General features: G+C 51.6%; 24 protein-coding genes and 3 tRNA genes. 14 read left to right on the forward strand and 13 right to left on the reverse strand.

The window, feature by feature from the left end:
* Positions 1-246: 246 nt before the first annotated feature.
* From ACTHTA_RS01585 to tldD, 5 genes are all read right to left on the reverse strand, one after another.
* Positions 247-1,101 carry an amino acid ABC transporter substrate-binding protein gene (locus tag ACTHTA_RS01585; RefSeq protein WP_308887035.1) on the reverse strand — a complete coding sequence of 285 codons (855 nt, stop codon included), beginning with the start codon at positions 1,099-1,101 and terminating at the stop codon, positions 247-249.
* Positions 1,102-1,175: 74 nt separating this feature from the next.
* Positions 1,176-1,907, reverse strand: coding sequence for an amino acid ABC transporter ATP-binding protein (locus ACTHTA_RS01590; protein WP_049350820.1), 732 nt, complete (start codon positions 1,905-1,907; stop codon positions 1,176-1,178).
* Position 1,908: 1 nt separating this feature from the next.
* On the reverse strand, positions 1,909-2,577 hold the full coding sequence (locus tag ACTHTA_RS01595; RefSeq protein ID WP_049329486.1) for an amino acid ABC transporter permease: 669 nt from the start codon (positions 2,575-2,577) through the stop codon (positions 1,909-1,911).
* Positions 2,567-3,226, reverse strand: coding sequence for an amino acid ABC transporter permease (locus tag ACTHTA_RS01600; RefSeq protein WP_003680341.1), 660 nt, complete (start codon positions 3,224-3,226; stop codon positions 2,567-2,569). Before ACTHTA_RS01600 ends, ACTHTA_RS01595 begins: the two co-directional genes overlap by 11 nt.
* Before the next feature lie 151 nt (positions 3,227-3,377).
* On the reverse strand, positions 3,378-4,820 hold the full coding sequence (tldD, locus tag ACTHTA_RS01605; protein WP_308887032.1) for a metalloprotease TldD: 1,443 nt from the start codon (positions 4,818-4,820) through the stop codon (positions 3,378-3,380).
* A 253-nt stretch (positions 4,821-5,073) separates the two neighbouring features.
* Between tldD and ACTHTA_RS01610 the strand changes: the two genes are divergently transcribed.
* Entirely contained in the window at positions 5,074-5,595 is a 522-nt protein-coding gene (locus tag ACTHTA_RS01610) for a DUF4189 domain-containing protein (RefSeq protein WP_295863845.1), read from the forward strand.
* Between the two features lie 216 nt (positions 5,596-5,811).
* Entirely contained in the window at positions 5,812-6,321 is a 510-nt protein-coding gene (locus ACTHTA_RS01615) for a DUF4189 domain-containing protein (protein ID WP_079457058.1), read from the forward strand.
* A 392-nt stretch (positions 6,322-6,713) separates the two neighbouring features.
* Here ACTHTA_RS01615 and ACTHTA_RS01620 read toward each other — a convergent pair whose 3' ends face one another.
* From ACTHTA_RS01620 to ACTHTA_RS01645, 6 genes are all read right to left on the reverse strand, one after another.
* Entirely contained in the window at positions 6,714-7,556 is an 843-nt protein-coding gene (locus ACTHTA_RS01620) for a cell division protein (protein ID WP_308887028.1), read from the reverse strand.
* A 15-nt stretch (positions 7,557-7,571) separates the two neighbouring features.
* Entirely contained in the window at positions 7,572-9,332 is a 1,761-nt protein-coding gene (locus ACTHTA_RS01625; protein ID WP_308887027.1) for a bifunctional biotin--[acetyl-CoA-carboxylase] ligase/type III pantothenate kinase, read from the reverse strand.
* The gene (rfaE2, locus tag ACTHTA_RS01630) at positions 9,329-9,832 is read right to left on the reverse strand and encodes a D-glycero-beta-D-manno-heptose 1-phosphate adenylyltransferase (protein ID WP_440364501.1); all 504 of its coding nucleotides are present in this window, start codon (positions 9,830-9,832) and stop codon (positions 9,329-9,331) included. Before rfaE2 ends, ACTHTA_RS01625 begins: the two co-directional genes overlap by 4 nt.
* 261 nt (positions 9,833-10,093) lie before the next feature.
* A tRNA-His gene (locus tag ACTHTA_RS01635) sits at positions 10,094-10,169 on the reverse strand.
* 9 nt (positions 10,170-10,178) lie between these two features.
* Positions 10,179-10,255: transfer RNA gene (locus ACTHTA_RS01640), tRNA-Arg, on the reverse strand.
* 27 nt (positions 10,256-10,282) lie between these two features.
* Positions 10,283-10,360: transfer RNA gene (locus ACTHTA_RS01645), tRNA-Pro, on the reverse strand.
* Positions 10,361-10,561: 201 nt separating this feature from the next.
* On the opposite strand from ACTHTA_RS01645, the gene folD reads away from it, so the two are divergent.
* The 12 genes from folD to aroG all read left to right on the forward strand — a co-directional run bounded on the left by folD (position 10,562) and on the right by aroG (position 23,027).
* Positions 10,562-11,413: a bifunctional methylenetetrahydrofolate dehydrogenase/methenyltetrahydrofolate cyclohydrolase FolD gene (gene folD / locus ACTHTA_RS01650; protein WP_003683785.1), complete on the forward strand. Its 852-nt coding sequence runs from the start codon at positions 10,562-10,564 to the stop codon at positions 11,411-11,413.
* 84 nt (positions 11,414-11,497) lie between these two features.
* Complete coding sequence (locus ACTHTA_RS01655; protein ID WP_154953991.1) at positions 11,498-12,571, forward strand: AI-2E family transporter; 1,074 nt, start codon at positions 11,498-11,500, stop codon at positions 12,569-12,571.
* A gap of 129 nt (positions 12,572-12,700) precedes the next feature.
* On the forward strand, positions 12,701-13,942 hold the full coding sequence (locus ACTHTA_RS01660; protein ID WP_440364028.1) for an aromatic amino acid transporter: 1,242 nt from the start codon (positions 12,701-12,703) through the stop codon (positions 13,940-13,942).
* A 93-nt stretch (positions 13,943-14,035) separates the two neighbouring features.
* Positions 14,036-14,509 carry a DUF7832 domain-containing protein gene (locus tag ACTHTA_RS01665; RefSeq protein ID WP_308887023.1) on the forward strand — a complete coding sequence of 158 codons (474 nt, stop codon included), beginning with the start codon at positions 14,036-14,038 and terminating at the stop codon, positions 14,507-14,509.
* Positions 14,506-15,567: a glycosyltransferase family 4 protein gene (locus ACTHTA_RS01670; RefSeq protein ID WP_308887132.1), complete on the forward strand. Its 1,062-nt coding sequence runs from the start codon at positions 14,506-14,508 to the stop codon at positions 15,565-15,567. Before ACTHTA_RS01665 ends, ACTHTA_RS01670 begins: the two co-directional genes overlap by 4 nt.
* A gap of 20 nt (positions 15,568-15,587) precedes the next feature.
* The gene (gene gmhB, locus ACTHTA_RS01675; protein ID WP_308887021.1) at positions 15,588-16,166 is read left to right on the forward strand and encodes a D-glycero-beta-D-manno-heptose 1,7-bisphosphate 7-phosphatase; all 579 of its coding nucleotides are present in this window, start codon (positions 15,588-15,590) and stop codon (positions 16,164-16,166) included.
* Between the two features lie 70 nt (positions 16,167-16,236).
* Positions 16,237-16,968, forward strand: a complete 732-nt coding sequence (locus ACTHTA_RS01680) for a lysophospholipid acyltransferase family protein (protein WP_308887131.1) — start codon at positions 16,237-16,239, stop codon at positions 16,966-16,968.
* 64 nt (positions 16,969-17,032) lie between these two features.
* The gene (locus tag ACTHTA_RS01685) at positions 17,033-17,728 is read left to right on the forward strand and encodes a M48 family metallopeptidase (RefSeq protein ID WP_308887130.1); all 696 of its coding nucleotides are present in this window, start codon (positions 17,033-17,035) and stop codon (positions 17,726-17,728) included.
* Between the two features lie 172 nt (positions 17,729-17,900).
* On the forward strand, positions 17,901-18,272 hold the full coding sequence (locus tag ACTHTA_RS01690; RefSeq protein WP_003683787.1) for a hypothetical protein: 372 nt from the start codon (positions 17,901-17,903) through the stop codon (positions 18,270-18,272).
* Positions 18,273-18,428: 156 nt separating this feature from the next.
* Positions 18,429-19,904: a surface lipoprotein assembly modifier gene (locus ACTHTA_RS01695; RefSeq protein ID WP_308887020.1), complete on the forward strand. Its 1,476-nt coding sequence runs from the start codon at positions 18,429-18,431 to the stop codon at positions 19,902-19,904.
* A 291-nt stretch (positions 19,905-20,195) separates the two neighbouring features.
* Positions 20,196-21,692 carry a subtype B tannase gene (locus ACTHTA_RS01700; RefSeq protein WP_308887128.1) on the forward strand — a complete coding sequence of 499 codons (1,497 nt, stop codon included), beginning with the start codon at positions 20,196-20,198 and terminating at the stop codon, positions 21,690-21,692.
* Positions 21,693-21,983: 291 nt separating this feature from the next.
* Positions 21,984-23,027, forward strand: coding sequence for a 3-deoxy-7-phosphoheptulonate synthase AroG (gene aroG / locus ACTHTA_RS01705; RefSeq protein ID WP_308887019.1), 1,044 nt, complete (start codon positions 21,984-21,986; stop codon positions 23,025-23,027).
* Between the two features lie 186 nt (positions 23,028-23,213).
* Here the strand turns inward: aroG and ACTHTA_RS01710 are convergent, their stop codons facing one another.
* Together ACTHTA_RS01710 and wrbA are read right to left on the reverse strand one after the other, a co-directional pair.
* Complete coding sequence (locus ACTHTA_RS01710; protein WP_440364029.1) at positions 23,214-25,391, reverse strand: TonB-dependent siderophore receptor; 2,178 nt, start codon at positions 25,389-25,391, stop codon at positions 23,214-23,216.
* Positions 25,392-25,600: 209 nt separating this feature from the next.
* Complete coding sequence (gene wrbA, locus ACTHTA_RS01715) at positions 25,601-26,206, reverse strand: NAD(P)H:quinone oxidoreductase (protein ID WP_440364030.1); 606 nt, start codon at positions 26,204-26,206, stop codon at positions 25,601-25,603.
* Positions 26,207-26,284 lie beyond the last annotated feature (78 nt).

Raw genomic sequence — 26,284 nt, forward strand, 5'->3', positions numbered from 1 at the left:
TTCCGCGAAAGCGGTCATCCGGAAACATAAGGCTGAAGCGATTTTCGGGAATGACGATTTGAAAGTTGCCCGAAATTCAAAAACAAGCGAAACCGAACGGGGCGGATTCCCTTCCAAGCGGCAACAACGGAATAAATAAAAAACAATGATATAGTTGATTTTACTTTGAATTTGCGATATTTGCGGCAGCTGAAAAAATCCGCACCCGCCTTCAAATGCGGATACGGATTTTCTTGTTAAACAAACTTATTCGGCCAACAATGCTTCCGGTTTGACTTTTTCGCCATACACGGGCAACAGGGTTTTTTCATAGGCGGCTTTCAGACGGCCGTCTTTTTTCATGGCGGCGATTTCGCCGTTGACCCAGTTCAAGAGATCGGCGTTGCCTTTTTGAACGGCGGGTGCGATAAATTCGGCAGGGCCTAAATTACCGATGGCGACTTCAAAATCCGGGTTTTCTTTCGCCCACGCCCACAGCAGGGCGTTGTCGTGGGCGAGTGCTACACCGCGGCCGTCTTTCAGTGCGTCGAAGGTTTCGGTATTTTGGTCGAATTTCAGCAGTTTGACTTCAGGATGGCTTTTGGTGAAGAAGGCATCGGCGGTGGTGCCTTTGTTGACCAGAAGGGTTTGGTCTTTCAATTGCGCAACGTCGGTAATCGGTTTGTCTTTGGGGGAAACCACGCCCAAGGCCACTTTCATGTAAGGATCGGCGAAATCGACGGCTTCGGCGCGTTCGGGTGTTTTGGTGAAGTTGGCGAGGATGAGGTCGACTTTGCCGGAACGGACGTATTCGACGCGGTTTGCGGCCTCGGTCAGGACGAATTCGACTTTGTCGGGGCTGCCGAGCAGGTCTTTGGCCAGGTCTTTGGCGATTTCAACGTCAAAGCCTTGGTTTTTGCCGTTGGCGTCAACATAGCCGAACGGAGGCTTGTCGCCGAATACACCGATACGGATGACGCCTTTTTCTTTGATGGAGGCAACGGTCGCCGCGCCGCTGCTTTGTGAAGATTGGGCATCGCCGGAGCCGCCTCCGCAAGCAGTCAGGCCGACGGCGATGGCGGCAGAGGCGAGTAGCGCTTTGAATTTTGCGTTCAGTTTCATTGGGAATCTCCTTTTTGAATGTTTGCTTGGGATAGAATGCCGTCTGAAAGGGGGAGCGGACGGTTTGCGGTAAATCAGTAGTCCATACCTGCCAGAAATTGGCGGGCACGCTCGCTTTTGGGTGCGGAGAAGAAGGTTTCGGGATCGGACGATTCGACGATGCCGCCTTTGTCCATAAAGACGATGCAGTCGGCAACTTTGCGGGCGAACCCCATTTCATGGGTAACAATCAGCATGCTCATGCCTTCGCGGGCGAGTTCCAAAACCACTTCCAAGACTTCGCGCACCATTTCGGGGTCGAGTGCGGCGGTGATTTCGTCCAGCAGGATGACTTCCGGATTTAGGCACAGGGCGCGGACAATGGCGATGCGCTGTTTCTGGCCGCCGGAAAGTTCGCGCGGATAGGCGTTTTTGCGGTCGGATAAACCGACGCGTTCCAACAGTTTGTCGGCTTGTGCTTCCGCTTCGGCGCGGTTGCGGTTTTGTACTTTTACCGGGCCTAAGAGGATGTTTTCGATGACGGTCATATGGGCAAACAATTCATAGCTTTGAAAGACCATGCCGACTTTTTGCCGGGCGGTTTGCCAGGAAACGTCTTTACCGAATTCGCCAACACCGTCCATCACGATGCTGCCGCCTTGGTGCGGCTCCAAACCGTTGACGCAGCGCAGGAGGGTGGATTTGCCGCAGCCGGACGGACCCAATAACACAATCACTTCGCCTTTTTCCAAGTCCAAATCTAAGGATTGAATGGCGGTTACGCTGCCGTATTGTTTGTGCAGCTTGCGGATGCTCAATAAAGCCATATCAGTGTTCCCATTTTTGTTCCAGCTTTGCCGCCAACAGCGACAGCGGCCAACAGCATAAGAAATACAGCATAAAAATCAGGCCATAAACCCAAAATGAGGCATTGGGCTGCGTCAGCAGAGAGTTTTCAATAATTTGCTGTCCCACTTTGACCACTTCAATCACGCCGATAAGCGAGGCGAGCGAACTGGTTTTAATCATTCGCGTAAACAAATTAACCGCCCCCGGCAAAGCGCGGCGGACACCTTGCGGCAATTCGATGTAGCGGAACACTTGACGACGGCTCAAACCCAGTGCCAAGCCCGATTCGACTTGATGTTTTTCAATCGATTCCAATGCGCCGCGCACCAAATCGCCCATTTCGGCGATGCCCCAAAGCGTAAAAACCCAAACGCAAACCCAAAATCCGCCGATGTGTATGCCCGTCCACACGGACAAACCGAAATACAGGCCGAACAGCCACACCAAAATCGGCACGATGCGGATGGTTTCGAGATAAAACCGTCCGATAAGGCGGACAAGCCGGTTGCGCGAACGCAAAACCAGGCCGAACAACGTCCCCAATACGCAAGAAGCCGCAACAGAGATTAAAGAAATTTGTGCTGTTAAGAGCAGGCCTTCGCCCAAACGTGCCGCATTTTTTCCTTCAAAAAGCCAGTCAAACGCCATATTTCGCCCTCCGTATGCGGTTTTCCAATCGCCGCACCAACAAAGAAACAGGCAGCAGGATAATCAGATAAGCGGCAAACAGCAGGAACAATGCCTCGTTGGTTTTATAGTCCATACCAATCACATCTTTGGTAACAAACAACAATTCTGCAATACCGACCGCGCTAATAACGGATGTTTCTTTCATTAAAAACAATATATTAGCGGCAACAGCCGGAAAAGCGACCGCCCAAGCCTGCGGCAATTCGACATAGCGGAACACTTGAAATCGGCTCAAACCAACGGCTTTACCCGCCTCGACCTGCCCTTTTGGCACTGCCAAAATGCCGGCGCGGACGGCTTCCGCCATATAGCTTGCGCCCAAGAAAACCAGCGCGATCACGCCGCAGGTGAAACCGTCCCATTTGATGCCCATTTTCGGCAGGCCGTAATACAGGAAAAACAACTGGATCAACAGGGGCGTATTGCGCGACAGTTCGATATAGGCGCGTGCCAATGCGTAGAAAGGGCGGATGCGGTATGCCGTTACCACGGCGACGGGCAGGCCGAACAGCAACGACAAAACAACGCCGTAAACGGACAATTCCAGCGTCAGCTTTGCCGCATCGGCGAATTTGGGTATGGCATCGATCAGATAAGGCCAGTTCATCAGAATCAGACAATCAGCTTAACGAAAGGCGGTATTTTAATGAACTTGTAAGATAATGTTAAAGAATTCTTGGGAATATCAAACATCATAAAAAAGAATAAGGCGATGCCGTCTGAAAAAACTTTCAGACGGCATCGTACTGGATTCCGCGTCAGATTGCGCTACCGCCGACAGTCAGCCCGGCATCAATCCTCAGAGTCGGTTGTCCGACGCCGACAGGAACGCTCTGCCCCTCTTTGCCGCAGACGCCGATGCCGCTGTCGAGCGCGGTGTCATTGCCTATCATGGAAACATGTTTCAGCACTTCAGGGCCGTTACCGATGATGGTCGCGCCTTTGACAGGATATTGCAGTTTGCCGCCTTCCACCCACCATGCTTCGGATGCGCTGAACACGAACTTGCCGCTGGTAATGTCCACTTGTCCGCCGCCGAAGTTGACGGCGTAAATGCCCTTGTCGATGGACGCGATGATTTCTTCCGGCTCATAGCCGCCGTTTTCCATAAAGGTATTGGTCATGCGCGGCATAGGCGCAGAAGCGTAACTTTCGCGGCGGCCGTTGCCGGTTGATTGCGTGCCCATCAGGCGGGCGTTGGTTTCGTCCTGCATATAGCCGACCAAAATACCGTCTTCGATCAATACAGTGCGGCGGGTTTCATTGCCTTCGTCGTCGATATTGAGCGAACCGCGTCTGTCGACAATATCGCCTTGATCCACAACGGTAACGCCTTTGGCGGCCACGCGCTCGCCGATTCGGCCGGAGAAAACGCTGGTTTCTTTGCGGTTGAAATCGCCTTCCAAACCATGCCCGACCGCTTCGTGCAGCAACACGCCCGGCCAGCCGTTGCCCAAAACGACGGTCATCTCGCCGGCAGGCGCAGGACGGGATTCGAGATTGGTCAGGGCTTGTTTGACGGCGGAATCGACAAACCGATGCACCAAGTTTTCATCGAAATACGCCAAATCATAACGCCCGCCGCCGCCCGCGCTGCCCTGCTCGCGACGCTCGCCCTGCTTGGCAATGACGGTGACGTTCATGCGCACCATCGGGCGGATATCGGCAGCGTGTTTACCGTCCAGACGGGCGATGTACACCATGTCGTATTCGCAGGTCAAACCGGCCATCACTTGCACGATACGCGGATCGGCGGCTTTGGCCAGCGTTTCAACTTTGTTCAACAGCGCGACTTTGGCAGCGGAATCGAGGCTGGCAATAGGGTCTATCGCCATATGGACAGGCTTGCCGTAGGCAGGTGTCGGCACTTTGACGCTGGCCTCGCCACCGGCCGCACCAATCACGCGAACTGCTTTGGCAGAGCGGTTGATCGAATCGATACACAGGCTGTCGGCGTAGGCAAAAGCGGTTTTATCGCCCGAAACGGCACGCACGCCCACGCCCTGATCGATTTGAAAACTGCCCGATTTAACGATGCCTTCTTCCAAATGCCAGCTTTCATAGGCAGTGCGCTGACAATAGATGTCGGCATAATCGACATGGTTGGCGCCGATAATGCTCAGGCTTTGGGCGAGCAAATCGGGGGAAAGATGGTTGGCTTCGAGCAAATCTCGCTGTACGGCGGCGTAGGTTTGTTGCATAATTTTTCAGACGGCCCGACAAGCAGGCAAAGTTAATTTGGCCTTGATTATACGGTATTTTATATGGCTTTGGATATGTTGATTGCTTGGGTTTATGAGTGATTGAAACAAATCAAAAGGCCGTCTGAAAGATAGGGTTGAAATGTTTGCCTTACCCTATTTCAACGTCAACCGCGTAAAGAAGATAAGAAATCATCGTAGGATTGATGCAGCGCAGGCTGATAAAGATTCAAATAAATAGATTGGAATTGAAATGAAAAAGTTACTTGTTGTATTGCTAGGACTGGCAAGTCTTAATGTTTATGCCAACGGCTGCGGCGGTGAATACCAACCTGCAACTGGAACCTGTCGTATTATCGACAGCTCGGGCAGGCAAATTCTATATAACGTTGGCAGACCACAATCTTCTAATAGTGGTTATTCTCAAAACCAACCAAACGTTGTCAATATCGATGTTCCTTCAAAATATGGAGCATGGGCAGTAAATTTTAAAACAGGTATTGCTGGTGGTGCACTTGAGATGGACTCACTTGCTGCTGCCAAAAGAGAAGCTATTAAAACCTGTGAACGAGGTGGGAAAAATAAACCGTGTAAAGTTTTGGCTTGGGTACGTAATGGATGTATTGCAGTTGCTCAGGGAAAAGATGGGACACTTTTTTTTGGAACGAAAAATACTGGCAATACTGAAGAAGAAGCTTTAATAAAATGTCAGGAATCTGGTAGTCCTCAATGTTCTATCGTTGCGAACGAAGGTTGCTCACTACCTAAATTCTAATAGACAAAGTGCCGTTATTTTATATCGCTTTGGATATGTGCTTGCTTGGGTTTATGAGTGATTGAAACAAATCAAAAGGCCGTCTGAAATATAGGGTTGAAATGCTTGCCTTACCCTATTTCAACGTCAGCCGCGTAAAGAAGATAACGAATCATCGTAGGATTGATGCAGCGGCAGGCTGATAAAGATTCAAATAATAAATAGATTGGAATTAAAATGAAAAAGTTACTTGTTGTATTGCTAGGACTGGCAAGTCTTAATGTTTATGCTGCTGACCCCGCAACCAGAGGAGCATTGCAAAACAATCCGGCGCTGTGTCAGTATGGCTATAATCCCAACTGTACGTCGTCTCGTCAGTATCAACAAAATCAACCTACGGAAATTGTTAATATCAATGTTCCTTCAAAATATTTGGCGCTGGCCATAAATACAAAAACAGGTATGTCAGGTGGTGCACTCGATATGGATTCTCGGGCTGCTGCAGAGAGAGAAGCCATCAAAACTTGTGAACGTGGAGGAAGTAATGCTCCATGTAAAGTACTTGTATGGGCGCGAAATGGCTGTGTTGCCAGTGCACACGGTGATGAAGGTAAGAGACCAAGACTATTCTCAGTTACAGGGAAACCTGGATTTGCTGAAGCAGAAGCTTTAAGAAGATGTCGCGCGGCAGGTGTCCCTGGATGCAGGATTTTAATCCCAGAAACTTGTTCACTGCCTAAATTCTAATAGACAAAAGGCCGTCTTTATTCAGACGGCCTTTTCAATCACGGCAAAGCCTATACCGCAATTTAATTTCCATACGAAACAATATATTACATCAAAATCCCTTATTTTTTCAATTTTGCTATTGATAATAGTTATTATTAGCGTATAATCAAAACCACTCGGAAGACGTCCTAATCCGAGCCATTAAACGACAGATTTTATCCCCCTCTTTCTCATTATCTCTTGATACTCGGAGTGCGCATATACGAAACATACCTGTTCCCCTTTATATCAGATACTCAAAACCGAAAACATGAAACCCACTGCCGATACAGTGGGTTTCGTGTTTTGTGGCGTTCGGTTTATCAGGCTTGGAACTGCTTATCAGGCCGTCTGAAACCGAATAAGCCTGACTATCGGCAGGTTTTCATATTCAACTTGCCATAACGACCGACAATGTTTCTGATGTCTTGGGCATCGCGCTCGTCGACCGCCATAAAGACCACGGTCATGCGCGCCACGCTCAAACCGGTATCGGGTGCGCTTCTGTCTTCCTGTTCGACAATGCGCGCACCGCCGAAACCTGCGCTGGACAAGCGTGAAATCAAAACTTGGGCGGAAGAGCGGCTGCGTGTTACGTCAATACTGATTTCGCCGTTGTGAATGCTGCCGCTAAAGCCGCGGCTGCCCAAGGCATCAAGCTGGGCGGAAGTGTCGCCGTCGGCAGGCAAGACCACGCGGAAGGTTTTGGAAGAAGTCTCGCCACCGGATGCGCCGTTGCGTTTTTCGATACTGCGGCTGGCCGCATGAGGCCATTTGCCCAACAGGCCTTTGATGCGGTGGTAATCGTCTTCATCCATCACCACGGTGGCGCTGCTGGTACACAAGCGTTCCACGCCGGCCGCGCCCATTTCTTCTTCAGCGGCGCGACGCTCTTGCGCCTCTTTCTCGCGGCGCATTTTTTCTTTTTTCTCTTTCAACTGCTGCGCTTCTTGCTTTTTACGCAAGGCTTCCGCTTCTTCGGATTCAGGTTCGGCCATAATCAGGCCGTCTGATTCAACCACCACCCAATCGGGTTGCGATGCCTGCTGAGGCTCGGCTTTGGGTGCGTCCAAAGAAGACGGGCGCAATAATTCGTGTGTACTGCCTTCCAAAGCAGATTCGGGTTTGGCGGTTTTATGTTGTGTCCGATAGGCAACCATGCTGCCAAAAACAATGATGTTGAGTGCGACCAATACCGCAAACAGCCATTTCATGATGCGCTTTCCTTTTTATTGTCCGTTGCGATGGGCAATCCAATGCAAGAGCCCGTGAATCACGAGATTATCGACGATTTTCACTTGATTGTCATGAACAAATGACTCCGGCAGCGCCTGCACGACTCTGGCTGCGCCGCCGCCCGTGATAATGATATCGACCGGTTTGCCCTCGCCCGTTTTGTCTTTCAGACGGCCATGCATCATCATCAACGCGCCGCAAACGGCATCCATCATGCCGCTGGCAATGGCGTTCGGCGTTGTGGTTGGGAACGGATATACCTTGCCGATGGGGCGGTTGAGGTTGGCGGTTTTGAGCGCCATCGCCTCTTTCATCAAGTGGAAACCGGGCATGATGGTGCCGCCGAGATAATGATTGTCTTCCGTCAGCGCGTCGGTGGTTATGGCGGTACCGCAGCTGACGACGACGCAGGCGTTTTGCGTAAAGCGGCGGCTGCCCAGCGCATTAAACCAACGGTCGGAGCCATGTTCTTCAGGGCGGCGGTAATGGTTGCGGATACCCAAAGCCTGCGGCATGGAAGACAGCCATTCGACCGGACGGGTTAATTGTTCTTCAACCATCGCTTTTTTTACCGAACCGCACACGGCGCAACCGACAATCTTCACATCTTCATCGGCAAATTGCAGCCATTCTTCGCCCAGCTGGGTCAAATCACGATACGGTGCGCGGCCAACTTCGGAAAATGTGCCGTTCTCCACCCACGCCCATTTCAACTGACTGTTGCCGCCGTCCAGCAGCAAAAAGCGTTCCGGTTTGGCAGCGGCAGGTTGTGCCGGTCGGTTATCCGGGCGCAAACTGATTTCGCCGCTGACGATGGTTTTCTCGCCCTTGTCCGTCAGCAAACGCAACGCGCCTTGCGCATCCACGCCTTTGACTACGCCTTCGTGGACAACGCGTCCTTCCTGAAGCAGCAACACTGGTCTGTCCGTATCGCGGTTGGCGGCATCGTATTCGCCGACACATGACGCAAATCCGTTTTGCGCGTATTCGTTCAACAGTGCATCGAGTTGCGCCAATACCGCATTCAACAAGGTTTTGACGCTTACGCCCTGCTTAGAGGCCGTCTGAAACAAGGCCTGCACGGAAGTGGCGTTTTCAACTTCTTTCGGCAATACAAAATTAATGCCGATGCCGATGACGGCGACAGTCTTATTCTCTACCCGAGCCGTTTCAATCAAAATACCGGCCAATTTATCGTTGGCCACGACCAAATCGTTCGGCCACTTGATCTTCACGTCCAAACCAATATCGGCAAGCGCGCGTCGGCAAGCCAATGCCACTACTAACGCCAGCGAACCCAGCTCATACTGCGGCTTGTCAAACGCCCAGCCCAAGCTGAACATCAGACATTCGCCCTGTCGGTTAACCCAGCTTCGCCCTTGCCGTCCGCGGCCTTTGGTTTGGAAATGCGCCACACACAAGGCCTTATGCGCCAAATCTGCCGACTGGCGCGCCAATGCCATGATTTCATCGTTGCTGGACGAACATTCGTGTTTCAACTGCGCACGAAAACCCTGTTTCCCGGCCATTTGTTGCAGAGATTCTTCGGCAAACACAGCCAAAGGGCGCACCAAGCGCCATTGCCCGTCGTGCTGGCGCAGCAAACCGCGGATATGACCCGGCATCTGCTGCCAGAATCCGTTTAATTGTTGCGGCTTCATCCCGACCACACGCGCCAACTGAGAAACGTGTTGCGGCAGGCCGTCTGAAAGCGCGGCGAGCAAGGCCCAATGGCGGCTGTTCAAATCCGTCATTCGCCTCCTCCGACTTCGCGGATTTTCGCCAATGTTTTGGTGGTCGAAGTCTGGTGTAAAAACGGAATCGAAAATACTTTGCCGCCACGCGCAAACGTCTCGGCCGCACCGACAATCTTATCCACAGGCCAGTCGCCGCCTTTAATCAACACATCGGGTTTGACCATTTCAATCAGCGCGACCGGCGTATCGTCATCAAACCATGTGACCAAATCCACGCTCTCCAATGCTGCTGCCACTGCCGCGCGGTTTTCCAAAGAATTAATCGGACGGTCGTCCCCTTTGCCCTGACGGCGCACCGAAGCATCAGTATTCAACGCCAATACCAAAGCCGCACCGGCCGATCGCGCCTGCGCCAGATAGGTTACATGACCCCTATGGAGGATATCGAAACAGCCGTTGGTAAACACCAGCGGACGGGGCAATGCCGCCAAACGCTCCGCCAGCTTTTCGGGCGGACAGATTTTGGATTCGAATTCTGGAGCTGGCCATTCGGACATGATGCGGTTCCTTTGGGAATGAAACAGAAAATAATCGGGGTATTATAAAGGATAACGGCGAAACACCATAAAAAGATACCGAACGGTACAATATTCGGGCTTGATTGCGTATTCATTGATATTTGATAACACGGCAAATGCCATTTTTGCCGATGCCATGATGAAACGGTTTGATAAATACTTTTTTGAAACCCAATTAAATCTGAAGTAAAATTCGGGTATAAATGGAAAAAGCCTGCATACAATATGCAGGCTTTCATCTGGGGTGGCTGATGGGGCTCGAACCCACGACAACTGGAATCACAATCCAGGGCTCTACCAACTGAGCTACAGCCACCGTAAAAATTGGCACGCCCGACAGGAATCGAACCTGTAACCCCCGACTTAGAAGGTCGGTGCTCTATCCGGTTGAGCTACGGGCGCTCATGCCGATTCGTGCGAAGAATTTTGTGGTCGGGGCGGTGGGATTCGAACTCACGACCCTCTGCTCCCAAAGCAGATGCGCTAACCGGGCTGCGCTACGCCCCGACTGAAGACCTGAACTATACAGACCCTTTTCAACCCGGTCAACACTTACTTTGCTTTATTTTTTCATTTCTTGGTTATCTTATTATTTTTAATCGTTATTTATTTTTATGTTTCGTAACCAGGGTCACTCTTTTGTGTCAGGCCGTCTGAAAAATGCGATAATTTAAACGCAATATTTATCCCTATTGAGGAGGAAAAATCATGGCTGCACAACTTATAGACGGAAAAAAAATCTCCCAACAACGCATCGAGGCGGTCGCGCAGGCGGTAAAAGCACGTCAGGAAAAAGGTTTGCACACGCCTTGCTTGGCAGTAGTATTGGTTGGCGACGACCCTGCCAGCGCGGTTTATGTACGCAATAAAAAACTGACCTGCCAAAAAAGCGGCATAGAATCGCGCTCTTATGAGCTGCCGTCTGAAACCACGCAAGACGATTTGCTGAAACTGGTGGACGAATTGAACAGCGACCCTGCCGTCGACGGTATTTTGGTGCAACTGCCGCTGCCGGCTCACATCGACAGCCAAGCGGTTTTGGAGCGTATCGAGCCGCATAAAGATGTGGACGGCTTCCACCCTTACAACGTCGGCCGCCTGGTCGTCAAAATGCCGCTGATGCGCCCTTGCACACCCAAAGGCGTGATGACTTTGTTGGAAGCCTACGGTATCGACCCGAAAGGCAAAAAAGCGGTCGTCGTCGGCGCATCCAATATTGTCGGCCGCCCGCAAGCGTTGGAATTGCTGCTGTCCCGCGCGACGGTAACCATCTGCCACAGTGCCACGCAAAACCTTGCCGATGAAGTTGCTGCCGCAGATATTTTGGTGGTCGGCGTTGGCATTCCGAATTTCGTCAAAGGTGAATGGGTCAAACCCGGTGCAGTGGTTATCGATGTGGGCATCAACCGCTTGGACGACGGCAGCCTGTGCGGCGACGTGGAGTTTGATGTTGCCAAAGAACGTGCTTCCATGATTACGCCTGTTCCCGGCGGCGTCGGCCCGATGACGATTGCCACTTTGTTGGAAAACACGGTACACGCGGCCTCATTGCACGATTAATCGCTGTCATTAAGTTAGGCCGTCTGAACATGGTTTTTCAGACGGCCTGACCTGTTTTTTTGCTTTTTACCTTATTGGCTTCACATGTCCTTACTCTCTTCCCACACCGACAACCCGACTTTCCGCAACACCTCCTATATCCTGATGGGCTTGGCCTTGCTGATTGTCTTGCACTACCATTTTCTGCCGCTGCTGCTGTCGGTTATCCTGACCTATATCTTTATTACGCGCACCAACGGTGTCATCCTCAAACTCCGCCGCCGCGTTTTGCCGCGCAACACGCGGCTGCATAAATCGCTCAACGCGCACAATATCAACCTGATTTCCACCACGCTGACGCTGGCCATCGTGTTCAGCATCATCACGATGATGTCTTTAGGCATTTACCACCTGATACACGGCGGACACGTCGGCTTTATGTTGGCCAAGCTGGCGGCGATTTTGGAAGACACCAAAAACAGCCAAGACCTGCCTGCGGCCATTCTCAATATGCTGCCCAACAATATGGCCGAAATCAAAGCTTCGGCGATCAAGCTTATTGAAGAATACCGCGCCGCGCTGACCCGTATCAGTAAAAACAGCATCACGTCCTTCGTGTACATCCTCATCGGCATCATCATCGGCGCCATGCTCAGTTTCCACCGCCTGAAAATGCGCAAAAACCGCCACAAAATGCCGCTGTTTAAAGCCGAATTGATGCGGCGCATCGTCAATTTTGAAACCAGCTTTGAACGCGTGTTCCTCGCCCAAGTCAAAATCTCGCTGATCGACACCTTCCTGACCGGCCTGTACCTCTACCTGGTTTTGCCGCTGTTCGGCGTTGACCTGCCGTTTAAAATGACCGTCCTGATCGTCGCCTTTATCGTCGGCCTGATTCCGGTGGCGGGCAACCTGATTTCCAACACCATCATCATTATTTTGAGCCTCGGCGCATCGCTGTACGTCGCACTCGCCTCGTTGGTTTTCCTTGTTGTCATCCATAAGCTTGAATATTTCCTCAACGCCAAAATCATCGGCTCGGAAATCGAATCCAGCGCATGGGAATTGCTGGTGGCGATGGTCGTCTTTGAACGCATTTTCGGCATCGGCGGCATCATCGTCGCGCCGGTTTATTACGCCTATCTGAAAAACGAATTGAAACTGCGAAAATTGATTTAATCAGTTGCATTTATACACATCAAAGGCCGTCTGAAAACGACAATCGGGTTTTCAGACGGCCTTTGCTTTACCTTTTCTTACACTTTACGGCATAATGGCAGCCACGCATTTCTAGAAGAAAGATAAACAATGTCAACCAAAACCCCTTCCCTATTCGGCGGCGCGATGATTATCGCCGGTACGGTTATCGGCGCAGGCATGCTTGCCAACCCGACCGCCACCTCCGGCGTATGGTTTACCGGCTCGCTGGCCGTGTTGCTGTACACCTGGTTTTCCATGCTCTCCAGCGGCCTGATGATTTTGGAAGTCAATACCCATTATCCGCACGGCGCCAGCTTCGACACCATGGTTAAAGACCTGCTCGGCCCGACTTGGAACGTCATCAACGGCGTTGCCGTCGCTTTCGTTTTATACCTGCTCACCTACGCCTACATCTTCGTCGGTGGCGACCTGACAGCCAAAGGCATCGGCAGCGCGGTAGGCAGCGAAATCTCGCTCACCGTCGGGCAACTCGTCTTCTTCGGCATTCTCGCCTTTTGCGTTTGGGCATCAGCACGCTTGGTTGACCGCTTCACCAGCATCCTCATCGGCGGCATGGTATTGACCTTTATTTGGGCAACCGGCGGTCTGATTGCCGATGCCAAAATGCCTGTCTTGTTCGACACCCAAGCCCCTGCCGGCACCAGCTACTGGATTTATGTCGCCACCGCCCTACCCGTTTGCCTTGCCTCATTCGGTTTCCATGGCAACGTTTCCAGCCTGCTCAAATACTTTAAAGGCGACGCGCCCCAAGTAGCCAAATCCCTGTGGTCGGGTACGCTGATTGCCTTGGTGATTTACGTCCTCTGGCAAATCGCTATCCAAGGCAACCTGCCGCGCAACGAGTTCGCACCGGTTATCGCCGCAGAAGGCCAAGTTTCCGTCCTGATCGAAACGCTGTCCAAGTTCGCCCAAACCGGCAATATGGACAAAGTGTTGACACTGTTCTCCTACATGGCGATCGCAACGTCCTTCCTCGGGGTAACGCTCGGCCTGTTCGACTACATCGCCGACATTTTCAAATGGAACGACAGCATCTCCGGCCGTACCAAAACCGCCGCGCTGACCTTCCTGCCGCCTTTGATCTCCTGCCTGCTCTTCCCTACCGGCTTCGTTACCGCCATCGGCTACGTCGGCCTGGCCGCAACCATCTGGACAGGCATCATCCCCGCCATGCTGCTCTACCGCTCGCGCCATAAATTCGGCATCGGCAAAAACTACAAAGTTTACGGCGGATTCTGGCTGATGGCTTGGGTCTTCCTCTTCGGCATCATCAACATTGCCGCCCAAATACTGAGCCAAATGGAACTTGTTCCCGTATTTAAAGGTTAAATTCCCTTAAGGCCGTCTGAAACACCCTCTTTCAGACGGCCTAATTCATTATTTTCCGCTAAAATACCCCCTTTCCCCCAACGAACACCGTCCATGTACGACAATATCCGCTTCCATCTCGACGAAGATTATCCCGACCAGCTCCCGCCCGAAAACGCCGCCACCCATATCGGCATGTACTGGCAGTGGGCAGCACAGGCAGGCCTCGTCAACCCCGTCTGGCAAACCGCCCCCGAAACCGCAGCCGACTTCGCCGCCATGACCTCGGGCAAAATCAGCGGACGGCACTTCCTGCTCAAACACATGGACGGCGCATTGACGGCGGACGACTTTACCGAACTCGGTCAACGGTTTACCGAGTTCTACTACACCGACGAAGAAGACGGCTACGGCGCATTTATGGAAGACTACGTCCTCGCCCTCGACACACCCTCGCTCGGCGGCTTCTACCACGTCAAAAACACCCCGGAAACCTTCGCCAAACTGACCCCCGTTTTTCAGACGGCATTTGAAAAATGGAAAAGCAGTTTGAAAGTAGAAAAATATTCGAAAGAATCCACACAATGAAGCCGAACTATTCTATCGACATTGCTATTAACTGCTTCCGTCCAGGTGGCGGCATGGAAAGCTACACTTTCGACCTGGTCCGTGGTTTAAACGCACACGGCATCAAACCTACCGTCTTTGCTGCACAAATCGATACAACGATTCCTGAATACCGCCAAGTTGATACGCATCACGTCAATCAAAAAAAGATTCCAAAAAAGTTGCGTCCTTTTTTCTTCAGTATGCAATTGGCCAAACTCCGGCAAAACAGAAATATTCCCCTTATTGCCTGCAATCCCAGTGATTATGCTGATATCTTTGTCTGCGGCGGTACACACTTAGGTTACCTGCACAACATGGGTAAAACCCCAAACCTACTTGATAGACTCATCATTCGGCGTAACCGCACCAACTACTCAACGGCAAAATTGATCATGGCGCATTCACACCTAATGCAACACGAGTTGATCAACCTCTATGGGGTACCTTCTGAAAAAATCCATGTTATCCATCCACCTGCCGATACTGCACGCTTCTACGCTAAACCGGAAGAAATTCCTGCAACTCGTGCGAGATACGGATTTAAAGACGACGAAACTATTTTCCTATTTCCATCAACCGGACACACCCGAAAAGGTTTGGATTTATTAGCAGAATTTTTCGAGCATACCGATTTACCCATCAAACTGGCTGTTGCCGGATCGCCCTTACCTCGACCAATGGACAACGTCATTGAGCTTGGTTTCTGCAAAAATATGCCTGAACTTTACCGAGCTGCTGACTTCACTATCATGGCATCACTGTACGAACCATTCGGACTGGTTGGCATAGAATCTATTTTGTGCGGAACCCGAGTTGTTTTCTCCGACAATATGGCATGTACCGAAGTCATGAACGAAAATGCAGGCTTCTTTTTCTCACGTCAAAACCCAGAAACATTGGCACAAGCCATCACTCAAGCAGTTTCTTTCAAACGGCAGGGAAAACACAAAATTACCTCTCCTATGCAGGCATTAACCTATAATCCCACCTTAACGCATCATATCGACCAAACTCTCAATATGTTGAAGGCCGTCTGAAAACAATATTTAGGAACACCATGAAACTCATCATTCTCGACCGCGACGGCGTCATCAATCAAGACCGCGACGATTTCGTCAAATCCGTTGACGAATGGATTCCCATCGAAGGCAGCATGGATGCCATCGCCTTTTTAACGCAGGTAGGCTACACCATCGCCGTGGCCACCAACCAATCCGGTATCGGCCGCAAATACTTTACCGTGCAAGACCTGACCGAAATGCACGCGAAAATGCACCGCCTTGCCGTTCAAGCAGGCGGTACCATCGACGGCATTTGGTTTTGCCCGCACACCGCCGCCGACAACTGCGAATGCCGCAAACCCAAGCCCGGCATGATTATCGACATCATCGAACGCTTCAAGGCCAATGCCGCCGAAACCTGGCTGGTCGGCGACAGCCTGCGCGACCTGCAGGCCATTGATGCCGCAGGCGGCAAATCCGCGCTCGTCCTGACCGGCAAAGGCAAAAAAACGCTGGCCAAACACGAGCAAGACCTGCCCGAACACACCCAAGTCTTCGACAACCTGCTGGCTTTCTCGCAATACATCATGCGTGAAAACACACAAATCGAAGAAGCCACGCAAGCCATCCTATAAACGACAAGGCCGTCTGAAACTGCCGACAACGGCGTTCAGACAGCCTTCAAACGACAGACTTTTCCCCGATATGCTGATTATCCGCAACCTGATTTACTGGTTCATCCTTTCCTCTAGCATTATTTTGCTGTTCCCCTTTATGCTGCTTGCCCTGCCCTTCCAAGGCGGTGCGCACAAAATGGCGCAAATTTGGGTACGCATCCTCAACTGGTCGCTCAAGCACGTCATCGGTTTGAACTACACCTTAAGCGGCGCGGAAAACATTCCAAACCACCCCGCCATCATCTGCGCCAAACACCAAAGCGGCTGGGAAACCCTCGCCCTGCAAGAGATTTTTCCGCCACAAGTCTATGTTGCCAAACGCGAACTGTTCAAAATCCCTTTCTTCGGCTGGGGCTTGAAGCTGGTCAAAACCATCGGCATCGACCGCAGCAACAGCCGCGAAGCCAACAAACAACTTTTAGAACAAGGTCTTGCGCGTAAAAACGAAGGCTATTGGATTACCATTTTCCCCGAAGGCACACGCCTGCCGCCCGGCGAAAAAGGCCGCTACAAACTCGGCGGCGCGCGCATGGCAAAAATGTTCGAGATGGACATCGTCCCCGTCGCGCTCAACAGCGGCGAGTTTTGGCCGCGCAACTCCTTCCTCAAATATCCGGGCACGGTCAGCGTCATCATCGGCAAACCCATTGCCCACAACAACGGCAATGAAGCCGAACTCATGGCCCAATGCGAGCAATGGATTGAAAGCCAACAGCCCCTGATTACCGGACAAGGTCCGTTCGCGCCCAAAACCAAATAAATCATTCCATCGGGTGGGCCGCTATGCCCGCCTTTCCATGCCGTCCAATATTTCCATTAATATCATGCCCCGCCTCCATACCCACACCCTTTCAGACGGCCTCACCATTCATATCCAGCTCAAACGCAGCGCCAAGAAAAACCTCATCTTGCGCCCCGTTTCCGCCGATACCGTCAGCATCAATATCCCTCCGTTTGTTACCCAGCACACCTTTACCCAATGGCTGAACGACAACGAAGCCATCCTGCGCCGTACCCTAAACAAAACACCGGCCCGACAAACACCTACCGACTCGCTTCCCGAATGGATTTGGTATCAAGGCGTTCAGACGGCCTTGTCCGTCCACGCAGCCAACCACATCCAAATCAGGCCGTCTGAAATTCTGTTACCCGAAAAAGAAACCACCGCCCAACTTACCCATTTGCGCCGCTTCCTGCACGAGCGTGCGCACGAGTATCTGCTGCCGCGCCTCGAAGGCCATATCCGAACCACCCGCCTAACCCCGAGTGCCATTTCCCTTTCCAACGCCAAAACCTTCTGGGGCGTTTGCCGCCACACTACCTGCATCCGTCTCAACTGGCGGCTCATCGGTGCGCCCGAATATGTCGCCGACTACGTCTGCCTGCATGAACTCGCCCACCTGCGCCATCCCAACCACAGCCCTGCATTTTGGGCTCTGACCCACTCGCTCACGCCGCATGTTGACCAAGCCGAACAATGGCTGAAGGCGCACGGCGGCGAATTGTTCCACCTCGGCTAAGTCTTATCCGGCAGCATTTTTTTGCAAGCAAACACCAGCCCAAAGCAAAGAACCAACGCCCTCCAAACAAATCATGTAGCCGCGCGTAAAATCAAGTTTATCCGCTTGCCGCCCCTCATACCTGCCGATAAGATGATGTCGTTCTCAAAACCCTTTTCAGAAAGGAAAACCGATGACCAAAGCAAAATCGTTACTGGCCACCGGCATTTTGGCTCTTTTCTCCGCCACGGCATTCGCCTCCCCACTGCCTTCCGAAATCTACCGTCCGGATGGCGCGCACACCATCAAAGCCGATCATCAAGGCAACGGCGAATTTGAATACGAAGCCGAACTTTCCGGCCAACGCAATTCCATTCCTTCCTTGGCCAAAAAAGTGATCGCCCACGCGCGCAGCAAAGGTTTCCATGTGGTTGAGTCTGAAATCAAACACGACGATGCCGATCTGAAATTCAAACGCGGCAAACAAGAGCTGGACGTTTCCATCGAAGACAAAGGCCAAGGCCGTATCGAATACAAAGCCGATTTGGACTTGGACCAAAACTAAATCCGACTCGCAAATAAAGGCCGTCTGAAATCCCATCGGGTTTCAGACGGCCTTTTGTCGTCTTTATCAGGTATAATGGCACTCGGTTTGTAAAATTTCCGACTCAAAACATTGTACAATCTGCCCACTTATACCGATAACATCCCAAACATTGCCATGGAAAAACGTCTGCTCCTCCTCGCCATCCTTCCCCTTTCCCTTCACGCCGCCGATGTGCCGCCTGATGTAAAACCCGAGCTTCAAGTCAACACAGCCGAACCCCAACAACCCGAAACGCACAATATCCCTGCCGAGCAGACAAACAGGCCGTCTGAAAAAATCATCAACGTCGATGCCGATACCCTGCTTGCCAACACCGAATTACTGGCACGCGCCATGTATTCCGCCGTCGTCGCCCACAACATCCCCGGCATCAAAGCCGTTTTGCCCATTTACGAACAATGGCCAGAACACGACCGCGCCATGGCACGCTATGCCAAAGGTTTGCTTGCCCAATCCGAAGGACGCGCCGCCGAAGCCATCGGCCATTACCGCCGCTTTATCGCCGAGCAACCCGATGCCTCCGCCGTCCGCTGGCAGCTTGCGACCGCCTTGTTTGAAGACAAACAAAACGAAGCCGCGGCCGACCAGTTCGACAAACTGCAAACTGAGCCCCTCCCGCCTGCCTTGCAAGAACGCATCGAAACCTACCGCAAAGCCCTGCGCGAACGCGACTCATGGCAATTCAACGCCGGCTTGAACATCACGCGCGAGCAAAACATCAACCAAGCCCCCGGCCAACGCCGTCTGGGCAACCACCTGAGCGATGAACAATGCCGCGCCGTGCGCCTAGTCTATCCCGACGACGACTGCTTCCGAGGCTGGACATTCCCCGAACCCATCGATGCCACCGCCGTCCACTACCAAATCGGTGCAGAAAAAAAATGGTCGCTGCCACGCGGCTTCTATGCCACGGCAGGCGCAGACCATTACGGCAAAATCTACCCCAAACATACCAACTACAACGACCTCACCACACGCTTCTCGGCAGGCATCGGCTATGCCGACCAGCGCAACGATATCGGCATGACCCCGTTCCACGAGCGCCGCTTCTACGGCAACGACCCCTACACCTACACCAACGGCGCACGCCTCCACTACAACCATTGGTGGCAACCCAAGCTGCAAACCCTCAGCGCATTTGAAGCAGGCCGTCTGAAAAACAACCGCCGCGAGCGTTCCAACAACACCAGCCAACTGCTCAGCAACTCCATCGTGTACTACCGCAACGCGCGCCAATACTGGGTAGCCGGTATCGACCTCTACCGCGAACGCAACCGCGACGACAAAAGCGACAGCTTCAACCGCTACGCCCTGCGCACCACATGGGGACAAGAATGGCCCAAAGGCCTCTCCACCGTCCTACGCCTCAGCGCCGCCCAACGCCGTTACCAAGCCCCCAGCTTCTTCAGCAACGAACAAAACCGCCGCGACAAAGAAGCCTCCGCCTCCCTGAGCGTATGGCACCGCGCCCTCCATTTCAAAGGCATCACCCCGCGCCTGACCATCGCCCACAACAAAACATGGAGCAACGACAAGTTCTACGAATACGGCAAAACCAAAATGTTTGTCGAATTGAGCAAAACGTTCTGACAAATGGAACCAATCTGTGAATAAAGCAAAAATGCCTGTCCTGCATACTGATTTACAAGACAGATTCAAACTTTTACAGATACCGAATCAATAGATTTTTTAAGGCACAACGCCTTATTAAATTCATATTTATCAAATAGATAAAATCTAAGCCAATATTACTTTACAACGTAACGTACAACACCGCATAACGTTACAAAAAAATCAGGCCGTCTGAAACCCGACTTAGCGTTTCAGACGGCCTTAGTATTTGTTATCATATCCGTTCACACCTCTTCAGAAAGTATGATGATGAATGCTCTGAACAAAACCCTCTTATCCGTTTCTGTCGCGCTGGGATTGAGCGCCTGCGCTTCCGTCAAAACCGCAGACACCTACGACCTAGACTTCTCCAAACAAAAATACACCGAACAAAGCATCGAAGTGAACGGTCAGACGGTTAAATTCCGCGCTTACGAAAACGTGGTTTACGTCCGCAATCCTGTCGACACCCGCTACGAAATCATCAATATTTACGTCCCCGAAGCCTATTACAACGGCGGCGAGATAGACGGTTTTACCGCCGAAACCGCACCGATTTTCCTACCCAACCAAATCGGCGGCTATATGCCTGCCGAACCGGGCAAACCCGCTTTAGAAGGCAAAAGCGGCGAGCCTGAAGACAGTCAAAAATCACCGAATGCCGCGCTAACCGCCCTTTCCAAAGGCTACGTCGTCGCCTCCCCGGGCGCACGCGGCAGAACGGAATCCACCGGCAAAGCACCTGCCGCCATCGTTGATTTGAAAGCCGCCGTCCGCTATCTGAAAGCCAACGACAAAGCCATGCCCGGCGATGCCGAAAAAATCATCTCCAACGGCACAAGCGCAGGCGGTGCGATGTCCGCCCTTTTAGGCGCAACAGCCGACCAAAAAGATTACGAAAACCACCTCAAGGCCTTAGGTGCGGCAGACGGCAGCGACAAAATTTTCGCCGTATCCGCCTACTGCCCGATTACCGATTTGGACCATGCCGACATGGCTTACGAATGGCAGTTCAACGGCGTTAACGACTACAAAAAAATGAACATTTCCATGCTCGACTACCGCGTCAAACGCGAGCTGGTCGCCGGCACGCTGACCGATGACGAGAAAAAACTGTCCAACCTCCTCAAACCCTTATACCCCGCCTATCTCAACAGCCTGAACCTGAAATCCCCCGAAGGCAAACCCCTGACACTGGACACCCAAGGCAACGGCAGCTTTAAAAACCATATTGCCGGTTTACTTGCCCAATCCGCACAAACCCAGCTTGATGCAGGTAAAGACCTGAGCGACCGCACATGGCTGACCGTCCGCAACGGCAAAGTCGTCTCCGTCGATTTCGATGCCTACGCCAAAGCCGCCGGCCGCCAAAAAACACCGCCCGCCTTTGACGGCGTAGATTTAAGCGCAGGCGAAAACCAACTCTTCGGCACCAATACCGTCGATAAACGCCACTTCACCGCGTTCTCCATGCAACACAATACCGCCGCCAACGCCGAAATCGCAGATGAAGAAACCATCAAAATCATGAACCCGCTCAACTACATCGGCAAACCGGGCGTAAGCCTGCCGCAAAACTGGCGCATCCGTGTCGGCACCAACGACCGCGACACCTCACTGGCAGTCTCCGCCGTCTTAGCCGCCAAACTGCAAAACAACGGCCAAACCGTCGACTACGCCCTGCCTTGGGATGTCGGCCACGGCGGCGATTATGACTTAGACGAACTGTTTGCCTGGATGAATCAGGTCAGCCGTTCTGCAAAATAAGCATTCGCAACATAGATTGAGATGAGATTTAATATCCGTTTTAATTAAAGAAAGGCCGTCTGAAAATGTTCAGACGGCCTGTATTTTGATAAAAGCTCAAAGCCCTTTACTATATAAATGAAATTTTTAATAGCATTAAATGCTAACTTTAATAAATAAAATAATTATAAATTCTATAAAATAATTTAAATAAAGGAATTTTAGAATAAAATTGCTAAAACAAAAAACTAAGCCTTGTTTAATTCTGCTAAAACCTGTAACCTGTATCAAAAATAAACAAGAGAGTCCATCATGTCCCAACACCACCCTACCGACGATATTAAGATTAAAGAAGTCAAAGAGTTACTCCCTCCAATCGCACATTTGTATGAGCTGCCTGTTACGCCTCAGGTTGCCAATTTGGTTTATAAAACACGTCATGAAATTGCGGATTTGGTTCATGGCCGCGACAACCGTTTGCTGGTCATCATCGGCCCATGTTCGATTCACGATACTAAGGCGGCGGTTGAATATGCGCAAAAATTACTGCCCTTGCGCAAAAAATATGAGAAAGAGCTGCTGATTGTAATGCGCGTGTATTTTGAAAAACCGCGTACAACCGTTGGCTGGAAAGGCTTGATTAACGATCCGCACTTGGACGGTACGTTTGACATCAACTACGGCCTGCGCCAAGCGCGTCAGTTGTTGCTGACTTTGAACGAAATGGGCATGCCTGCTTCGACTGAATTCTTGGACATGATTACGCCACAATACTATGCCGACCTGATTTCTTGGGGCGCGATTGGTGCGCGTACGACTGAAAGCCAGGTACACCGCGAATTGGCCAGCGGCCTCTCCTGCCCTGTCGGTTTTAAAAACGGTACGGACGGCAATCTGAAAATCGCCATCGACGCCATCGGTGCCGCCAATCATCCGCACCACTTCCTGTCTGTAACCAAAGCCGGTCATTCCGCGATTGTCCACACCAGCGGCAACCCTGACTGCCATGCAATTTTGCGTGGCGGAAAAGAGCCTAATTACAGCGCGGAACACGTTAAAGACGCTGTTGCGCAGCTTCAAAAAGCCGGTGTGAGCAGCAAACTGATGGTGGACTGCAGCCATGCCAACAGCCGTAAAGACTTCCGCAAACAAATGGATGTAGCACGCGATGTTGCGGAGCAGCTGAAAGCCGGTGAAGAAAACATCATGGGCGTGATGGTGGAAAGCCACTTGGTTGAAGGCCGCCAAGACAAGCCTGAAGTTTACGGTCAAAGTATTACGGATGCCTGCATCGGTTGGGATACGACTGAAGAATTGCTGGCCCTGCTTGCCGAGGCGAAAGGTTACCAAGCGTAAGTGCGAAACCATTAAAAAGACCGGATATGTTCCGGTCTTTTTTGTGTCTGTCATTTTGATTTCTTTGCTTAAGATAACGCAAGTTTTAGTCATGTTTGACATCAAAACAATATGAGAAAAAATTCAGGCCGTCTGAAACCCCGATCACTCAGGTTTTCAGACGGCCTGCACTACTTTTCTTTTCAATTAAAACGTATGTTTAACCGTTGCAGTCACACTACGCGGCGTGCCGTAAACGTGAATATCCGGCATGGTGCGGTAGCGTTTGTTGAACACGTTTTCAAAGTCCAAACTGATGCGGGTGGATCTGCCGATTTTGTAATGCGCAGTCAAGTCCAGCGTTGCATACGGACGTTGGGTCAATGCGGCGGCGGCGGCCGGATTGATGTCTGCAGGGTATTCGTCCAGCGTGTGGCTTCGGCTTTGCCAGTTGACGTTGGCACCCAGGTTCAAACGGTCGGTCACGTCATACGCGGTAAAGAGTTTGAACAAATGAACCGGGTAAGACGGATGCAGTTGAACCCCTTCGCTGTCTTTGATTTTGGAACGTGCATAAGACGCATTCAACAGCCATTTGTCGCTCAGGCGGCCGCCGACAGAGAGCTCCACGCCTTTTGTTGTGGTGTTGTCGGCTGCACGGTAGTATTCCTCGCCATTCGCGAATTTGCCTGCAACAACGCCCAAATGGTCGCGTTTGTTCATAAAGACGGAGGCGGAAGCATTCAGACGGCCTTCAAACCATGAGGCTTTCAAACCGGTCTCGTAGGTTTTGCCGCGCTGCGGTTTGAGTGCTGCGCCGTCTTTGGTCAGGTAACGCACTTGCGGACGGAAAATGGTGGTGTAAGACGCATAGGCAGTCAGATTGTCGCCGATGTCGTAGGTTACGCCCAAATAAGGAATGAAAACGTTTTGTTTGTGGCTGCTGTGTGCGAATTTGTTGCGGTCAGTGCTGTAACGGTAACGCCAATCCACAAAACGGCTGCCGCCGATAAAGGCGAGCTTGTCGGTCAGTTTGAAACGGGTCGAGCCGTAAACCGACAGGTTTTTCATGCGTGAAAAACCATCGCGCAGATACGGCATATCGGGTTTGGCGATGTTGCCGTCAAATTTACGCAAATCGGGAATCATCGACTCGCCTTCTTCATAGAAAGAAAGGTTTTCTTTGTTGTCCTGATAGCTGATGCCGACATTGAACTCGTGCGAGCGGCCCAGCGCTGGATAATTGCCGTCCAAGGCCAGCGCAAAATTCTGATCGCGGTATTTGCTGCGGTCGCGGTCTGAAGTGAAAAGTGCAGAGTAATCGGGATTGATTTCAAATGTACCGGCAATGCCTGAAACGATGTCGTTTTTACCAGAAACATGGCTGTAATCGCCTGTCAGTTTCCAGCCGTTGTCAAACTCATGGCTGAGGGAAGTAAATACTTCGGCACTGGTGTCTTTGCCGTATGCCCAGCGTGCGGAAGAATTGCTGCGTGGCGAAGATTCAAACGGTTTGAATCCGTCTTTGCGATTACCTGCTGCTGTCAGATAGCTGAAACGCGAGCTGCCGGTATTGCGGAAACGGTGTATTTCCGTACCGAGGCGCCATTGAGTTTGCGGTGTGAGATCGTAAGACAAAATGCCATAGAAAGTGTGATTATGGCGCGATGTGTTCGGCAGGTAATCGCCGCCGTGGTCGCTGACCAAAATGGCGCGGCCGCGCAAGGTATTGTCGGCATTCAGAGGATGATTGGCATCAAGGACGAAACGGTAGTGGTTCCACGAACCGACACCGGCTTCCACGCTGATGGCTGGTTTGGCAGTCGGTTTTTTGCGTTCCAACGCAACCGTACCGCCCGGCTCGCCCATACCGCCGTTGGACAAACCGCTTGCGCCGCGTACGACGACGACTTGTTCGTACAACGTGCTGTCCAGATTGTTGGTGCCGCGGCGGATGGCTTTACCGTCGTAAAGGAATTTGGGCGCGCCGTCCACGGAAATGCTGTCAATCGCCTGACTGCGCGAAATAAATTGGCTGTGGCCGGAGACGTTGTTGCCCATTTTGCTGTGGAACACGCCCGGTGTTTGTTTCAACACGTCCTGCAAGGTATCCAAACCTTGGTCGTCCATTTGTTTTTCGGTAACGACGGACAAAGACTGTGGCGTTTCACGCTGGGTCAGGCGAATGCCTGTCGCGGCGGAAGATGCGGGAATGGTGTAGTTGGAAGTAGTCTGTTTTCCGACACCTTGGACGGTAACTGTCGGTAAATCGACACGTTCTTGCGGCTGGCTATTTTCTACTTCGGTCGCGAAAGAATACGCCGAACACAAAGCCAGACTGACGGCAAAGCTTAATTTGCCATAGGGAAATACGGGTAGTGACATAGCTTCTCCAGTTAGCTGATGTTTTAATTTGGTGGCAGATTCTATCAAAAAGATGTAGTCCGATGAAACTATGTTCCAATCCCTATTTTCTAAGTAGTTTGTTTAATTAGAAATATTTATTTGTTTGCTAGTTATAAATAACTAAAAAGGCCGTCTGAAAACTGAATCATCAGGTTTTCAGACGGCCTTAATCTTTTTATCACAAAAAATCAGTCTGCCAATTTTCGTGCCAATTCTGCCAAACGTTTACCTTGTGCGAAGGCAATGTCGTTTTCTTCGGCGGTCAATGCCGGCTTACTGTCGTGGCCGGAAACATGGCTTGCGCCGTAAGGCGTGCCGCCGCTTTGGGTATTGCTGAGCGCGGATTCGGTATAGGGAATGCCGCTGATGACCATGCCGTGGTGCAACAGGGGCAGCATCATGGTCAGCAGGGTAGTTTCTTGGCCGCCGTGCAGCGAAGATGTGCTGGTGAATACGGTGGCAGGTTTACCGACGAGTTCTGCGCCGAGCCAAAGGGGAATGGTGCCGTCGATAAAGTATTTCATTGCGGCGGCCATATTGCCGAAACGTGTCGGGCTGCCGAGCGCGAGGCCGGCGCAATTTTTGAGGTCGTCGGCAGTCGCATAGGGCGCGCCTTTGTCGGGAACGGCTTTTTCAACGGCTTCGCAAACGGTGGAAACTTTGGGCACGGTACGCAACACGGCTTCGCAACCGTCCACGCTTTCGATACCGCGTGCGATTTGGCGGGCAAGGTTGCGCGTGCTGCCGTTTTGGGAATAAAAGAGGACGAGGATTTTCAGGGGATTTGGGTTCATTTGGGGTTTCCGTTACAATGCTGTCAGGTTTCAGACGGCCTTTTGAATACTCGGGCCGTCTGAAAAGAAAAATTTCTA

This window comes from Neisseria sp. P0013.S005, assembly GCF_051958425.1.
In the GTDB taxonomy this organism is placed as follows: domain Bacteria; phylum Pseudomonadota; class Gammaproteobacteria; order Burkholderiales; family Neisseriaceae; genus Neisseria; species Neisseria subflava.